At 59.7% G+C, this 15,640-nt stretch carries 15 protein-coding genes; 11 read left to right on the top strand and 4 right to left on the bottom strand.

Annotation, left to right across the window (positions count from 1 at the left end; genetic code table 11):
• Positions 1–2,247: a TonB-dependent receptor family protein gene (locus tag ACG74X_RS15990; protein WP_411236126.1), complete on the bottom strand. Its 2,247-nt coding sequence runs from the start codon at positions 2,245–2,247 to the stop codon at positions 1–3.
• A gap of 248 nt (positions 2,248–2,495) precedes the next feature.
• On the opposite strand from ACG74X_RS15990, the gene ACG74X_RS15985 reads away from it, so the two are divergent.
• The 4 genes from ACG74X_RS15985 to ACG74X_RS15970 are packed head-to-tail and all read left to right on the top strand — an operon-like array spanning position 2,496 to position 6,277.
• Positions 2,496–3,485, top strand: coding sequence for an ABC transporter substrate-binding protein (locus ACG74X_RS15985; protein WP_411236125.1), 990 nt, complete (start codon positions 2,496–2,498; stop codon positions 3,483–3,485).
• On the top strand, positions 3,466–4,314 hold the full coding sequence (locus ACG74X_RS15980) for an ABC transporter permease (RefSeq protein ID WP_411236124.1): 849 nt from the start codon (positions 3,466–3,468) through the stop codon (positions 4,312–4,314). Before ACG74X_RS15985 ends, ACG74X_RS15980 begins: the two co-directional genes overlap by 20 nt.
• On the top strand, positions 4,311–5,060 hold the full coding sequence (locus ACG74X_RS15975; protein ID WP_411236122.1) for an ABC transporter ATP-binding protein: 750 nt from the start codon (positions 4,311–4,313) through the stop codon (positions 5,058–5,060). The genes ACG74X_RS15980 and ACG74X_RS15975 overlap by 4 nt, the downstream gene beginning before the upstream one ends.
• Complete coding sequence (locus ACG74X_RS15970; protein ID WP_411236121.1) at positions 5,057–6,277, top strand: NnrS family protein; 1,221 nt, start codon at positions 5,057–5,059, stop codon at positions 6,275–6,277. The genes ACG74X_RS15975 and ACG74X_RS15970 overlap by 4 nt, the downstream gene beginning before the upstream one ends.
• 110 nt (positions 6,278–6,387) lie before the next feature.
• Here the strand turns inward: ACG74X_RS15970 and ACG74X_RS15965 are convergent, their stop codons facing one another.
• Positions 6,388–6,786 (bottom strand): hypothetical protein, encoded by a 399-nt coding sequence (locus ACG74X_RS15965; protein ID WP_411236120.1) that lies wholly within the window; start codon positions 6,784–6,786, stop codon positions 6,388–6,390.
• 32 nt (positions 6,787–6,818) lie between these two features.
• Positions 6,819–7,412 carry an N-acetylmuramoyl-L-alanine amidase gene (locus ACG74X_RS15960; RefSeq protein WP_411236119.1) on the bottom strand — a complete coding sequence of 198 codons (594 nt, stop codon included), beginning with the start codon at positions 7,410–7,412 and terminating at the stop codon, positions 6,819–6,821.
• Positions 7,413–7,821: 409 nt separating this feature from the next.
• Here ACG74X_RS15960 and pcaF point away from each other — a divergent pair, with 409 nt between their 5' ends.
• The 7 genes from pcaF to ACG74X_RS15925 are packed head-to-tail and all read left to right on the top strand — an operon-like array spanning position 7,822 to position 13,448.
• Positions 7,822–9,024 carry a 3-oxoadipyl-CoA thiolase gene (gene pcaF, locus ACG74X_RS15955; protein WP_411236357.1) on the top strand — a complete coding sequence of 401 codons (1,203 nt, stop codon included), beginning with the start codon at positions 7,822–7,824 and terminating at the stop codon, positions 9,022–9,024.
• Positions 9,025–9,042: 18 nt separating this feature from the next.
• Complete coding sequence (paaA, locus tag ACG74X_RS15950) at positions 9,043–10,020, top strand: 1,2-phenylacetyl-CoA epoxidase subunit PaaA (RefSeq protein ID WP_411236118.1); 978 nt, start codon at positions 9,043–9,045, stop codon at positions 10,018–10,020.
• Positions 10,017–10,355 carry a 1,2-phenylacetyl-CoA epoxidase subunit PaaB gene (gene paaB / locus ACG74X_RS15945; protein ID WP_281496132.1) on the top strand — a complete coding sequence of 113 codons (339 nt, stop codon included), beginning with the start codon at positions 10,017–10,019 and terminating at the stop codon, positions 10,353–10,355. Before paaA ends, paaB begins: the two co-directional genes overlap by 4 nt.
• Positions 10,355–11,122, top strand: a complete 768-nt coding sequence (paaC, locus tag ACG74X_RS15940; RefSeq protein ID WP_411236117.1) for a 1,2-phenylacetyl-CoA epoxidase subunit PaaC — start codon at positions 10,355–10,357, stop codon at positions 11,120–11,122. The genes paaB and paaC overlap by 1 nt, the downstream gene beginning before the upstream one ends.
• A 1-nt stretch (position 11,123) precedes the next feature.
• Positions 11,124–11,582, top strand: coding sequence for a 1,2-phenylacetyl-CoA epoxidase subunit PaaD (paaD, locus tag ACG74X_RS15935; RefSeq protein ID WP_411236115.1), 459 nt, complete (start codon positions 11,124–11,126; stop codon positions 11,580–11,582).
• Positions 11,583–11,592: 10 nt separating this feature from the next.
• On the top strand, positions 11,593–12,660 hold the full coding sequence (gene paaE, locus ACG74X_RS15930) for a 1,2-phenylacetyl-CoA epoxidase subunit PaaE (RefSeq protein WP_411236114.1): 1,068 nt from the start codon (positions 11,593–11,595) through the stop codon (positions 12,658–12,660).
• Between the two features lie 11 nt (positions 12,661–12,671).
• Positions 12,672–13,448 carry a Phenylacetic acid catabolic protein gene (locus tag ACG74X_RS15925; protein WP_411236112.1) on the top strand — a complete coding sequence of 259 codons (777 nt, stop codon included), beginning with the start codon at positions 12,672–12,674 and terminating at the stop codon, positions 13,446–13,448.
• A 242-nt stretch (positions 13,449–13,690) separates the two neighbouring features.
• Here the strand turns inward: ACG74X_RS15925 and ACG74X_RS15920 are convergent, their stop codons facing one another.
• The gene (locus ACG74X_RS15920) at positions 13,691–15,631 is read right to left on the bottom strand and encodes a sensor histidine kinase (RefSeq protein WP_411236110.1); all 1,941 of its coding nucleotides are present in this window, start codon (positions 15,629–15,631) and stop codon (positions 13,691–13,693) included.
• Positions 15,632–15,640 lie beyond the last annotated feature (9 nt).

Below are 15,640 nucleotides of genomic sequence, written 5' to 3'. Positions count from 1 at the left end.
TCAGAACTCAAAGGACGTGCTCAGAGTGAAAGTACGCCCCTCACCCGGGATGAACGCCGCCTGATCTGCCCGTGCCTGATCTACGACCAGGGTTGAGGATGCGTATGCCTCGTCGAACACATTGGTGATCCCTGCATAGATATTGACGGTGTCCGTCAGCCTGTAGGACGCGTGCAGATCAGCCACGAAATAGGGATCGGCATAAAGCGTGTTCATATTGTCCACCGGCGTTTTCACAGGCACCCAGCGCGTTGAGCCGAACAGGGTAAGCTGATCGGTTGCATCCCAGGCAAGACTTGCAGTGATCAGATGCTCAGGCGCACCCCCCAGCCGGTTATTCCCGCGTAGCGGGTCATCGTCAAAGCGGAAATCCTGATAGGTCCAGGCCAACCGCGCGCTCAGCCTATCAGAGATCGGGCCGCTCAATCCTGCCTCGATCCCGTTATGCACGGTCTTGCCCGCATTTATTGATCCGCGCGGCGCAGCCGTCGCATCGCGCAGTGACAGGATTTCATTGCGGATCTGCGAATGGTAGGCTGTCACATCCCAGGCCAAGCCGCGTGCTGTCTGACCACGCCAGCCGATTTCCAGCGTGTCTGCCTCCTGCGCTTTCAGATCGGTTGTTGTAAAGGCCGCCGATCCAGAGGTCGGCATCCCGGCATTCGGCCGTCCAGGTCCGGAAAAGGGCGTGCCCCCTGTTGTGGCCAGCAAATCGTCATGGGTGGGGGGCTCGAACCCGCGCGAATAGGCGATCCATGCGGTCTGTTGATCGTTCGGTGTAAAGGTCAGCGCCAGCCGCGGGCTCCAGCCGGAATATTCCTGACTGTAGCTGTTTGATACGGTCGGCACCGTCCCGTTGGGCAGGGCCATGTCCGGGCTCATCGGGCTGAAGCCGATGGTTGGCCGGGTGGCGAAACCCCAGACATCGGTATTGTTGCGTTCTGCATAAGTGTAGGACAGTGAAGGCGACAGCACCAGCACAACGTTCAGTGGCAGATTTGCACCCAGATGCATAGACAAAGTGCTGGCTTCCAGCTCGTTCTCTCCGAATTGTGGGCCCCGCTTGCCGGATGTATTGTGAAAATAAGCGCGATCCGCTTCGCCATAGGAATAATTCAGCGTGGCCTCGACCATAGGCAGCCCGTTCACGCTCTCGGGACGAAACGCATAGCGGGCGGACAGGTTTGTATCCCAACCATCGGTCGCACGTTCGCCTGCGGCGATGGGAAAGCGGAAACTGTCATCCGTCGCACTGACACTAAGCCCGAAATCAAAGCGGTGATGGTCAATATCAAAGATCGTCCGCGTCCCGGCCAAAAGCTGCGTGGCCTCGCGGCGCGGCAGATCGCGGAACACGTTTGGCCCCGGATTGGCAATCATGCCCGGGCCTACGATTGTCGGGCCGGGATGGGTTTGGCTTGGATCAGAACCAAGCGCGTCTTTGGTCAAAGGTCCTGCCACATCAAAGGCCAGATCGGTGTACGACAAAAACAGCTGTGTCGTGGCGGTATCGCTGTGGCGCAGCTCTACATTGCCTCCGATGGAATTGCGCAGTGACTCGTTGTTGATATCACGAAAGCCGTCTTTCTGGTTCAGCTCGAACTGAAGCAGCGCGCCAGCAGTCTCGCCCTGAAAGGCGGTCTGCCCGGACACACCCATCTGCCCAAAGCTGCCCCCGCTGAAACGCAGCCGGGTGGCCGGATCGCTTGAGGCCGTGGGCGAGATAAAGTTGACCGCACCGCCCAGCACGGATGCGCCAAGCCGATTGGCGGCGGCTCCCCGCCAGACCTCGATCGCTTCGGCAGAGCCGGGAGCGGCCAGCCCGACAATGTAAGACCCGTCAGCCCGGTTGACCGGCATCCCGTTTTGCAAGACCAGAAGCCCGCGCTCGGTGGGGCTTTGTTGCAGGCCCGAGCCGCGGATCTGGATGCGGGGCTGATCATTGCTGCCAAAAAACTCCTGCACCACGACACCCGGTTCGGTTGCCAGCGCATCGGCAACCGTGGGCGTGGCGATCTGGTCATATTGATCCGCACCCACCACGGTCGAGGCCGCGCCATTGTTGCGCAGCCGCTCTCGCAGGCGGTCGGCCAGCGCGGCGGGGTCCAGTATCAAAGTGCCAAGATCAAAGTAACCCTCCGCACCTGGCTGCGCGGATTGTGCAAGTGCGGTGCCGCCGTAGAGCATTGCCAGCCCGGTCAGAACGGCTCCGCCAAGCGTGCGGATGTGGTGTGGTGCGTCAGTCATAAATCGTCCCCCAGCGCATCTCCGGTTTTGATCGGGATGCAGTTTCGTTATCCATTTTCGGAAGAACTGGCGGATGGCTATCGTGGCAGATCGCTGGCTGGTTCACAAAAAGACCTAAGGATTGAAATAGCGATAATCCTTGACCTAAGTCAATTCTGAGTTTTTCAGTAAGATATAGAAGTCGCTCAGCCATCTCTCGGATTCGGGGGCAGCCAAACTGCGAAACGCCCTGCCCGAGGAGACCTTTGATGACCCACCACCCCAACCGGCGCGACATTCTTGCCCTATCCGGAGCGATCGGCCTGTCCAGCCTTTGGCCTGGCACGCTTGGCGCGACCACGCTCGACCATCTGGCGCTCTTTGGTCCGCCTGCTGGTCCATCCATCACACTGGCGCACGCTGCTGCAACCAACAGGTTTGCCGCCATTAGCGATCAGGTGAGTTTCACCGTCTGGCGCAGCCCTGATCAATTGCGTGCCGGGCTGACCTCGGGGGAAATTCAGCTCTCGGTCGTGCCCGTACAGGCGGCGGCCAATCTCTATAATCGCGGATTTCCGATCCGGCTGGCCAATATCATGACCGATGGGTTGCTCTATGTGATGAGCGATGACCCAAACATCCGCGCGATCCCCGATCTTGCGGGCCGTCATGTGGCGGTGCCGTTCCGGGGCGATACGCCGGAACTGATCTTTGCGGGCATGCTCGCCCATCACGGGGTGTCGCCGGACACCGATCTAAAGCTCACCTATGCCGGCACGCCGATTGAGGCCATGCAAATGTTGCTGGCAGGCCGGGTCGATGCCGCGCTCACGGCCGAGCCCTCGACAACAATGGGGATGATCCGGGCCGAGCAGGATGGGCGCAGCTTTTATCGCTCGATCGACATACAAGCCGCATGGGGCCAGATGACAGGCGGTGCCGGGGTGCTGCCGCAGGCAGGTCTGGCTGTGACGTCAGGGTTTCTTGACGCGCATGGCTCCGCCCTGCCCGATATCCTGAACGTGCTGGAATCCGCGACCATAGAGGTTCTGGAACACCCGGAAGATGCGGCAGGCCACGCGGCGGGGCCGCTCAAGATGCCAGTTGCGTTGCTCGCGGCGTCAGTGCCGCATTGCAATCTGGTCGCGCGCAGTGGCGATCAGGCCCGCGCCGATATCGAACGTATGCTGAGCGCGATTTCCGGCGAGGAGTACCAGAAAATCGGAGGTGCCCTGCCCGGTGACGACTTCTATCTCTGAACCGCCCCGCCAAACGCCATGGTCAGGGTTTGCCGAGCGATTTGGCCGGGTGCTGCAATTTCTGTGGTCATGCTGGGCCGGGCTGGCGGCGCTGTGTCTCTTGGCGGCCATCTGGCAAGCGGGGCATGAGGCTTACGGCCCGTTCATCCTCACAGCTCCGCTGGACACGTTGCGCAGCATCGGCGCGCTTTTGAACGATCCACAGGCTTGGGCCATCGCGGGCACCACCCTGTGGCGCGCGCTCACCGGCTTTGCGCTGGTGGCTGGCATCGGTACGGCGATTGGCCTGATCGCGGGATATTCCCCGGCCAGCTTGCGGATCGCGCAGCCGCTGATCACGGTTCTGTTGGGGGTGCCGCCGATTGCCTGGATTGTGCTGGCGATGATCTGGTTTGGCGGCTCCGATGCCACGGTCCGCACGGTGATCCTGATCGCGGCACTTCCGGTGGTATTTCTGGGTGCCGCACAAGGCATCATGACGCGCGATCGCGGGCTTGACCGGATGGCTCAATCCTTTGGCGCAGGCCCTGTACGGCGCTTTCTGACCGTGGGTCTGCGGCAGACCACGACAACGCTTTTTCCGGCCTATGCGCTGGCACTTGGCACCTCGTTCAAGGTCGCTGTGATGGCCGAGCTATTGGCAAGCGCGGGCGGCATCGGCGGGGCGCTGGCGGATGCGCGCATCAACCTCGATATCGCGCAGGCGCTGGCCTGGGTGGTGATCGCGGTGGCGCTGCTGATTGCGGTGGAATACGCGTTGGTGCACCCCGTGAAAGGCGAGATCGAGCGCTGGCGGCGCGCCGAGCAGCCCTGGGGGGTGCGGCGATGAGCCTTCTGAGCCTTTCCGGCGTTGGCCACGCTTACCTGGGGCGCACCGTGCTGGAGGATATCACCCTGAGCATCGCACCGGGGGAACTGGTCGCCCTTGTCGGGCCATCAGGCTGTGGCAAATCCACATTGGCCCATGTAGCGGCCGGGTTGCTGGTGCCGCGCACAGGCCAGATCGCGCGCAGCTACAACCGCCACGCGATGATCTTTCAGGAACCGCGCCTTATGCCCTGGGCCACGGCGGCGCAGAATATCGGCTTTGCCTTGCGTCTGACCGGTCTGCCTCGCAACCAGCGCAAGGCCCGCATCACCGAAGCGGCGGAGCGGGTCGCGCTGGAGAAAGACGATCTGCGGAAATACCCAAGCGAGCTGTCAGGCGGCATGAAACAACGTGTGGCCATCGCCCGCGCGTTGTCTGTACGGCCCGATTTCATCTTTTTTGACGAGCCGTTTACCGCACTTGATGTCGCGCTACGCCGCAGGATGCAGGATCTGGTGATCCGCATCTGTGCCGATGATCAGGTGTCTGGCCTGTTCATCACCCATGACCTGTTCGAAGCAGCGCGACTGGCAGACAGGATTGCTGTGCTCGACACCAAGGGTCAGGGCCTTCCCGGTGAGCGCAGGCCACCCGGCGCACCGCAGGATCGCAGCGACCGCGCGATGTTCGACTGGGTGCAAAGTGCTATGCAGAGCGATCCGCTGTTTCGCCATATTCACGATGTCGATGAAAGGCGTCTGGCATGAGTTGCAGCACGTCAGCCGCGCATGATCAGACGCTGCCTAGCCACTGGCTCGGCGCGCTTGGGCATGAGGGGTATCGCCTGTTCTTTCCGCTTGGGGCGGTCTATGCGGCGCTTTGGCCGCTGCTCTGGGTGCTTGTTCTTGGGTTCAATTTGCCGTTGGCGCATACGGTGCCGCCATCGCTCTGGCATGCGCATGAGATGCTCATCGGCGCCTTCGGGGCCGGGCTGATCGGCTTTCTGACCATTGCCGTTCCGGAATGGACGGACACGGCACCGCCCCGCGGCCGCGTCTTGTGGACGCTCGCGGCGCTCTGGGGCGTGGGCCGTATGGTCGGTCTGTTGGGATGGGACGGTCTGGGCCTGATCGGCGCGCTGGCAGATCTTGCCTGGATGCTGGCCCTTCTGGGCTTTGTCCTCCACCTGTCCTGGCAAAAGCGCACGGACAGGCTGTTGGCCTTTGCGCTTTGGTTGGGCCTGCTGATCGCCTGCACTGTCGTCGCACGGTGGAGCTTTGCCATGGGTGATCTAGCTCTGGCGACAAAAGCGCTGCATCTGCTCGGGTTGGCCTATCTTGGCCTGCTGGGGCTGGCGCTGGCGCGGATTTCTGTGCCGATCACCAATCTGGTGCTGGACCCCAGCGAAGAGACCTCGCCCTACCGCCCGCATCCGGGCCGGTTGCATCTGGCCTCGGGCCTTGTGCTTGTGGCGATGGCGGGAGAGGTTGCCGGGCTGAGTGCGGCTGTCACCGGGTATCTCTGTCTTGCGGCGGGCGCGGCCTTCATGGACCGGGTGGCCGAAGGCTTTATCGGTCGCGAAATGCTGCGCAGCGAGATCCTGATGCTGACCGGCTCTGCTTTTCTGGCAGGGCTTGGACTGATCCTGATGGGGACCGCCCGGCTGGGTGCCAGCTGGTCCGAGATGGCGGGTGTGCACGTGGCGCTGATGGGGGGATTGGGGCTTAGCCTTTATGCGGTTTATTCAATGGCCGGGCTGTTGCACACGCATCATCCGCTCTGCATTCCAAGGCGTGTGCGGGCGGGTGCGCTGCTGCTTGTTCTGTCGGTTGTGCTGCGCGTCGGGCAAGAGTTTGGCCTTGATCTCCCCGGCCCTCTACATGCCCTTGCCGCATTGACATGGGCGGCGGCATTCGGCGTCTGGCTCTATGTCTATTGGCCGATGTTCACAAAAGTAGAGCGCGTTACACCATCCATAGCTTAAAGGATGCCAGCCTGCCATCCTTGGACCCGCCGTTTCCAAGAAAATGGCACCAACCATATAGGCGCACGATTGCGAATGGCATGATCGTGGCTCAGGCCACGGGGCGCATATCAGTCCGCAGCATTGAAATACGCGCCTTCATTCGGATCGGCCCAGGTTGGAACTGCAAACGCGAAAATGGCATCACCATCGGTGGGAATAATCTGGCTGATCCCGCTGGATTGAATGTAATACAAGGCGGTTTGCCCGTTTTCAAAAGCGATTGACCCATGCACTTTGCACGGCGAATGCAAACCATCAACATAGTCAGCTTTGGAGCCGGGTTCGGTTGATTTGAAATAGGCAATAACACCGTCTTGCGAAACCTCAAACTGCGTGCAGAACTCTTCTCCAGCGGTTTCATAGCGCTCAATCGAAACGTTTAATATCGGTCCGAACCCCAAGGCCTCTGTGGCTGGGTGTATCTCTTCGTCACCTGCCGAAAGGGCTGTCACTGCTAAAACGGCCACTAATATTAACGCAGCAGCCTGTGACATCCGGATCATGACCGGACTTGCCAATTTGCCGTGCTCGCCTCGCTGGGTGTCTTTTGCGAAACCGTGGGGTGACGGTAAATCACGTTCATATCAAGGCCGAACTGAATTGTGATTTGATCAACCAGCCAGGTCAACGACCGGTTTTGCGCCGCAGTGACCGTTTCGAATAACAACTCACCGGGATGTGCCGGGTCTGGCCCGATTGTATTACCGACCAATTCAATGCCAATGGCATCTGTGTTGCTTGGATACCGTTGCCCGGCGGGTTTCGTCCGCTCCAAAGCGTGTCGGTCCCTTGGACCAAGCCCTCGGATATAGGCGATTTCCTCGTCCGATGTGGTTCGGGTCGAGGTTGGTTCACACTGCCCCTCTGCCACGCATTTGGACCGCAAGCGACCGACATGATATGTCATCTTATAAAGCGAGGCTGTTTGGTAAATCGTCCCATCTTTCGCAATCAGGAAATGAGCACCATTCGAATCCGTGCCATTATACTGTTGTAAAGTCTGCGCGGCGGTATCCGAAACGGTTTGGTGAACAATGATTCCACTGACAGCCGAAAGATCGCCACGTGCCAGATTTCCGGTCACTCTATTCACAATTCTGGAATTCTGACTATGACCGTCGACGTCAAGCAAAAGTGGATCAGGACAAGGCCCTTGGACCGTGGCAGGCAAACATCTGAGTGGCAACATAAAACACCTTTATTTGATGTGAGAAAAAGCACGAAAGTTCAAATTCCACAATCCAATTTGCCAGGCTCAGTGGGGTCGCGCGACAGTTGGGCAAACCTTTGCCGATCCGCCCTCAGGTATGACAGATTTCCGCCCATTGGTTGATCAGCGCATGCCGAGATATTGCTGCAGGGGTGTTCCGGTTGCTCTCGTACCCACCACCGATAGGTTACGAAAATTTAACCAACCGGTAAAAACGTAACTTTTCTCTTGATCGAATCTTTTGGCCTTCATATACCGACCATGCGGTCGATTAATGGCGGGAGGATTCGCAGTGGACGCGTTGATTTGTGATGGGGTGCGGACTCCGATTGGCCGATACGGCGGCGCATTGTCGTCGATCCGCGCAGATGATCTGGCCGCATTGCCAATCGCCGCACTGATGGATCGCAACCGCGACGTGGATTGGACGAAAGTCGACGAAGTGATCTATGGCTCTGCCAACCAGGCGGGCGAAGACAACCGCAACGTTGCGCGTATGGCGGCCTTGCTGGCCGGTCTTCCCGCAGATGTGCCCGGCACCACCGTCAACCGTCTCTGTGCCAGCGGCATGGACGCCGTCGGCTTTGCCGCGCGCGGGATCAAGGCCGGCGACTATGACCTGACCATCGCCGGTGGCGTCGAAAGCATGAGCCGCGCACCCTTTGTCATGCCCAAGGCACAATCCGCCTTCACCCGGTCAAATGCCGTCTATGACACAACAATCGGCTGGCGCTTCATCAACCCCAAGATGAAGGCGCAATATGGCGTCGATTCCATGCCCCAGACCGCCGACAACGTCGCCGAGGATTTCAATGTCAGCCGCGAAGATCAGGACGCCTTTGCGGCCCGGTCACAAGCACGTTGGGCGGCGGCACAGGATGCAGGCATCTTTGCTGACGAAATCGTCCCGGTCTCTGTCCCGCAGCGCAAGGGGGATCCGATTGTCGTCGACACAGATGAACACCCGCGCCCCGGCACTGATGCGGCCAAGCTGTCCAAACTCAAAGGCGTGAACGGCCCCGATCTGTCTGTCACCGCAGGCAATGCCAGCGGCGTCAACGATGGCGCAGCGGCGCTTCTGATCGCGTCCGAAGCGGCGGCCACCGCGCACGGCCTGACACCAATGGCGCGCGTTGTGGCCATGTCATCCGCCGGGGTCGCCCCGCGCGTCATGGGCATTGGCCCCGCGCCCGCCAGCCAGAAGGTGTTGGAGCGGACCGGGCTGACCATTGACCAGATGGACGTGATCGAATTGAACGAAGCGTTCGCCAGCCAGGGTCTCGCGACACTGCGCCAGCTTGGCGTGGCGGATGACGACCCTAGAGTTAATCCACATGGCGGGGCCATCGCACTTGGTCACCCGCTTGGCATGTCTGGCGCGCGCCTTGTTCTGACGGCGGCGCATCACCTCAAACGCACCGGCGGGCGCTATGCGCTGTGCACGATGTGTGTGGGTGTGGGTCAGGGCACGGCCATCATTATTGAACGCGTCTGATACCGAAGGGAAAAAGACATGTATGCACAGATGATCAAATCCGAGGCGACGCAGGACGATCCCGAAAAGCTTGCCGCCTTTCAGGCCCGCATCGACGCCGGTGAAAAGATCGAACCGAAGGACTGGATGCCGGTCGGGTATCGCAAGACCCTGATCCGCCAGATCGGTCAGCACGCGCATTCCGAAATCGTGGGTCAGCTGCCCGAAGGTAACTGGATCACCCGTGCGCCAACCTTGGAGCGTAAAGCGATCCTTCTGGCCAAGGTGCAGGACGAGGCCGGTCATGGCCTCTACCTCTACTGTGCGGCGGAAACGCTGGGTGTGAGCCGCGACGAGATGACGGAGATGCTGCTGGACGGCCGCATGAAGTATTCGTCGATCTTCAACTATCCGACGCTGACATGGGCCGACATGGGCGCGGTCGGCTGGCTGGTCGACGGCGCGGCGATCATGAACCAGGTGCCGCTGCAGCGCACGTCCTTTGGCCCCTATTCGCGGGCGATGATCCGGGTCTGCAAGGAAGAGTCGTTTCACCAGCGTCAGGGCTACGACATCATGATGAAGATGGCCCAAGGCACGCCGGAACAGAAAGCGATGGCGCAGAACGCGCTCAATCGCTTCTGGTATCCATCGCTGATGATGTTTGGCCCGTCCGACAAGGACAGCGTGCATTCCGCACAGTCGATGGCGTGGAAGATCAAGATGAACACCAATGACGAACTGCGTCAGAAGTTCGTCGACCAGACCGTGCCGCAGGCCGAATATCTTGGCCTGACTGTTCCGGACGACACCCTGACATGGAACGAGGAGAAGGGCGGCTATGATTTCGCAGAGCCGGACTGGGACGAGTTCTTTGAAGTGATCCAAGGCAACGGCCCCTGCAACACCGAACGTCTCGCCGCGCGAAACAAGGCGTGGGACGATGGCAAGTGGGTGCGCGACGGGCTTCTGGCCCATGCCGAAAAGCGCAGCATGAGAAAGGTGGCAGCAGAATGAGCTCTCCGAATTCCGCATATCCCGACACACCCGACACCCAAACCAAACCCAAGCGCCATGAATGGCCTTTGTGGGAGGTGTTCATCCGCGGCCAGCACGGCATGAGCCACCGCCATGTCGGTAGCCTGCACGCACCGGACGAAGAGATGGCGATCAAGAACGCCCGCGATGTCTATACCCGCCGCAACGAAGGCGTGAGCATCTGGGTCGTCGAGGCGCGCCACATCGCGGCATCCAGCCCGTCGGAAAAAGGACCTCTGTACGAGCCGTCCGAAAGCAAGGTTTACCGCCACCCCACGTTTTTCGATATCCCCGAAGAAGTTGGAGCGATGTAATGGCATCCGTTGATCAAACCCAACTGTTCGAATTCCTGTGCCGCATGGGCGACAACACCTTGGTGTTGGGCCATCGCGTCAGCGAATGGTGCGGTCACGCGCCGGTGCTGGAAGAAGACATCGCGCTGGCCAACACCGCGCTGGACCTGATCGGCCAGACGCAGATGTGGCTGGGCTATGCTGGTGAGGTCGAAGACAAAGGTCGCACAGCGGATGATCTGGCAATGCTGCGCGACGTCTGGGACTTCCGCAACGTGCTGCTGGTTGAACAGCCTAACGGCGATTTCGGCCAGACAATGATGCGTCAGTTCCTGTTTGATGCCTGGCATCTCGCCATGCTGAAAGCGTTGACCGCGTCGTCGAACGAACAGATCGCAGCGATTGCCGCCAAGTCGGTCAAGGAAGTGCAGTACCACGTCGAACGCTCCGGCGACACGGTCATCGGGTTGGGCGACGGCACGTCCGAAAGCCATAAGCGGATGCAAGACGCGCTGAACCTGCTCTGGCCGTATGTGGGCGAGATGTTTGTTGCCGATGCGGTGGATGACGCCATGGCTGCGGCGGGCATTGCGCCCGATCTGGCGTCGCTGCGCGCCGAATTCGATGCCCATGTGGGTGGCGTGCTGGCCGAGGCCACGCTGACCATCCCGGATGGCAAGTTCACCCATAAGGGCGGCAAGACGGGTTTCCAGCACTCCGAACATCTGGGCCACCTGCTGACACAGATGCAATGGCTCCAGCGCGCCTATCCCGGAGCGACGTGGTAAGATGAAACCAGCGGCGGAAGAGATCTGGGACTGGCTCGACGCCGTGCCCGACCCCGAGATCCCGGTGATCTCGGTTGTCGATCTGGGCATCGTGCGCGGCGTTGAATGGGACGGTGACACGCTCGAAGTGGCGGTCACACCGACCTATTCGGGCTGTCCGGCGACCAGCGTGATTTCGATGGATATCGAAACCGCGCTGTACGACAGGGGCGTCCAAAACGTACGGATCAAAACCCAGATCAGCCCGCCCTGGACCACCGACTGGCTGTCCGACAAGGGCCGCGCGCGGCTTGAGGAATACGGCATCGCTCCGCCCCGTGCGGCCGGTGGTCCAGACCGCTGCCCGCGTTGCAAATCCACCAATGTGACCCGGATCAGCCAGTTCGGATCGACCCCGTGCAAGGCGCAATGGCGGTGTACCGACTGTCTTGAGCCGTTCGACTATTTCAAATGTATCTGAGGAGCATGTGATGGCCCGCTTTCATCCATTGTCCGTCACTGACGTCACAAAAACCATCCGCGACGCGGTTGTGGTGACGCTCAAGCCGGTTAACGGCGGCGATTTCGACTTCATTCAGGGCCAGTACCTGACCTTCCGCCAGGAGTTTGACGGCACCGAAGTGCGCCGGTCCTATTCGATCTGTGCCGGCAAGGACGATGGCGTGCTGCAGGTCGGGATCAAAAAGGTCGATGGCGGCGCGTTTTCCACATGGGCCAACGAGAACCTCAAGCCCGGCATGACGCTGGAAGCCATGGAGCCGATGGGCAGCTTTCACACACCCATCAATCCGCAACAGCCGAAGAACTATCTTGGCTTTGCGGGTGGGTCCGGCATCACGCCGGTGCTGTCGATCATGAAGACGGTTTTGAAACGCGAACCGCACAGCACATTCACGCTGGTCTATGCCAATCGCGGCGTGAACACGATCATGTTCCGCGAGGAGCTGGAAGATCTCAAGAACCTCTACATGGGCCGCCTCACCGTGATCCACGTTCTGGAAAGCGACGCGCAGGATATCGACCTGTTCACTGGTCGGGTCGATGCGGACAAGTGCAAGGCGTTGTTCGAGCATTGGATCGATATCAACAGTGTTGATACGTCCTTCATCTGCGGACCGGAACCGATGATGCTGGGCATCGCGGCGGCGCTGCGGGAGCATGGGCTGTCGGATGATCAGATCAAGTTCGAACTGTTCGCCAGCGCCCAACCCGGTCGGCTGAAACGCAAGGCCAGCTCTACCGCGTCAGGGGCTGCCGCCAAATCGACCGAAGCCACCATCACGATGGACGGCTCGGTGCGCAGCTTCACGATGGACAAGGACCAGTCGATCCTCGATGCCGCGCTCGAAAACGCGCTGGACGCGCCCTATGCCTGCAAGGCCGGGGTCTGTTCGACCTGCAAGTGCAAGGTGCTTGAGGGCGAAGTCGAGATGGTCGCGAACCATGCACTTGAGGATTACGAAGTGGCACAGGGCTATGTCCTGTCCTGTCAGTCCTTCCCCGTCACCGACCGTGTGGTCGTGGATTATGATCAATAGGAGCAAGAGCCATGACCGACACGATGGATATCACGGACTACCTTGCCCAAGGCGGTCGCCTGACGAACCCCGCCAATGTGCCGACGCGCTACCGCGCGGAACTGATGAAGATCATGGCCACTTTTGTAGACAGCGAACTGGCGGGCGCTGCCGGATTTGCCGATGTGATCAATGCCGGACCCGGCATCAAGGAACGCATTGCCGCCGCGCGGATCGTTCTGGAAAAGACCGACAATGCGGACAAGGTACTGAAACTGATGGGGGAATTTGGCGCGAACACGGATCGTTATGCCAATCACCACCCCTGGTCAGACCGCCTGCCGCGCGACACCGCGCCGGGCACGACCCGCAACGCGCATGACATGCGGCTGTCCGTTCTCAACTATCCGCTGGATGGCTGGGTCGATGCGGTTGTGATGAACATGCTCATGGGGCTTGCCGTCGGTGTGCAGCTTTCGGAATTCCTGACCTCGTCTTATCAGCCCTTCGCCGAAGCCATCCGCGAGGTCGCCCCGCGCGAACAGCGCCACACAGAGCTGGCGATTGAGGGTTTGCAAAAGCTGATCGAACAGGGCGAAACCGACGCAATCACCCAAAGCGTTGCCTATTGGTGGCCGCGCGTCAGCGAAAGCTTTGGCACAGGTGTGTCGCCGCGTAGCGAAGCGCTCAAGGCGATGGGTCTTCGCAGCAAGAGCAATGCCGAGCTGCATGACGTCTGGGTCGCAGTTGCGACTGAGGCTCTGAAAGATCTTGGTATTAGAGGTGGCCTTAGAAATCTGAACAGTTGAGTTAGGTAGATTTTTGCTCCCAATCCGGCAGTCTTGCCGGAACGAAGGAGCGAATATCACATGACGATTCAGGTGACGCCACAGCCCAGCCTTCAAGGCGACGGTCGCATTGGCGGTGGCAAAAGGAAAGCGACAAGGTGCAGGATGTCAAATAAGCCACCAAATAGCAGCTAAAATCAAGCCGCCATCTTTCCTAGAATTCCTAACAACGGCCAATCGCGAGATGGCAGGATCCCTGTCGGTCAGCAAACCGTCACACCAAGACTGAGGCCGCCTTTCCGGTTGCAAAGTCTTCGCAGGTCATAACCGTTCATGCGGGCGATCTCGTGTGCGATGGTAAGCCCGAGGCCCGTGCCCTCTTTCTCGTCCGCGGTGCGATCAACGCGGGTGCTGCGCTCTTTCGCACGTTCAAACTCTGCCGCGCTCAACCCCGGACCTGTATCATGGACCTCGACCCTCCACGCTTGTCCGCGTTTGCGGACGCACAGCAGGATGCGGCCCTCGTCAGTGTATTTAATCGCATTTGACATAAGGTTCGACAAAAGGCGCATTAGCGGTAAGGGTTCAACGTGAATGTCTTCGCGCGCAGGATAATACCGCAGCTTCAACCCCTTGGCGGCAGCATCGGCGAGGAACATTTGCATAACGCTGTCGGTTACCTTGCGAAGGCTATGAATGTCCGGTTCCGAGACTGACGCATGTGTCACCTCGTTCTCGCGCTGATGCGAGGCCGTGACCATCAGGTCCTCGATATACGCAAACGAGTTTTCAACAGTCGCCAGCGCGCTGCGACTGTCGCTGGACTTATCAAGCAACCCGCGCAGGTTCATACGCAGCGCGGCGATGGGCTGTTGCAGGTCGTGCAGGGTATTCGCGCTCACCGTGTCGCGGTCGCGCAGCTGCTCGGTTTCCTGAACGTAGCGTTTCTCAAGGTCGGCGAGACGGGCAACCAGCTTAAGGTTCCGTGCTTCCTCCTCATACCTCTGCTTTTCGGCGTTTTGGCGGGACTGTCGCAACTGGTTAAACCTGTCCGCTATTGACAGACCCATCAACGTAGCGTCCACTACCATCACTGTGCGAATGGCGTCGTTTTGAAAATCCTGAGAGATCTCGACGCCCAACCAGTGCCGCAGGCTCATGATGATCGCTGCGGCCATGAAGCCGATCCAGGCAAGCACGAAGAACCGCACCTCTTTGAAACGTGTGCGTGCCGCGATCAGTCCCGACATGGCACAGGCGCTCACCGAGATCAGGGACAAGAGCACCAGAAGCTTTTTGACGGTTTGGTTGTCGATAAAGACCGATGAGACACCCAGCGCGAAAGCCAGCCAGATCACCCCCCAGAGCATTCTGTCGACATATGGATTGTGGACGCGGGTGTTCAGGAATACGCGTGCAAAATTGGGTGCCAGCATGATCAGGAGCGTGCCCAAGGGGATCGACGCGAAACTGTTGAAGGCGGGGTTGTTGGGCCACAGGTACTGGAAAGCCACACCATCGCCGTGCATAACGTATAGCAGGGCCGTCAGCCAGGTTGCGACATAGGCGATAAAGACGCCGCGGCGGTAGATGGCAAATCCAATAACCGCGAGAAGCATCGGCAGGATAACCATTCCGTAGTAAAGGAAATTCTTCGCCGTCCGCTGGGCCGCGGTAGAGGCGAAACTCAACTCGGTCTCGAAGCCAAATGCGATATGGCTGGACCCTTCCGACCAGAAATTGATGAAAAGCGTGGCCGCCTCGCCCGGTTCAAGTGTCATCGGGGCGACCATCTCGGGGTACTGTATGGGCCGTTTGTCGAACCCATCTGTCACGCCCACATCGTAAACGGTGTCGATGCGACCGTCGTCGTAAACAACATGCACGGCCATGAATTGCTTGAAGTTCTCACGGAAGTGGACGCGCCAGACGCTGACACCGTCGGTCACGTTCTGCAGCCGCAGTCGCAGCCAGACATGCTTGTCGATGTAACCAAAGTCGGGAAAGGCTGTCGTTACCGGCTGAAACGGTGGGTTTGATCCGCTCGTAACATCTTCAACCGTCAGACTTTTCGAAGCATCCAACATATAGTCGATATGACCCTCCAGTGTCGCGGGCAAACGCGGGCCGTCAAGGACGACAACAGGGCTATCAGCCGATGCGCGCTGACACAGGACAAGGCTTGCGAGCGTAAGAAAAATCACCAAACTGGC

The organism is Marivita sp. S0852 (assembly GCF_046591575.1).
Lineage (GTDB): Bacteria > Pseudomonadota > Alphaproteobacteria > Rhodobacterales > Rhodobacteraceae > Marivita.
This window is presented reverse-complemented; position numbering and strand designations above follow the sequence as displayed.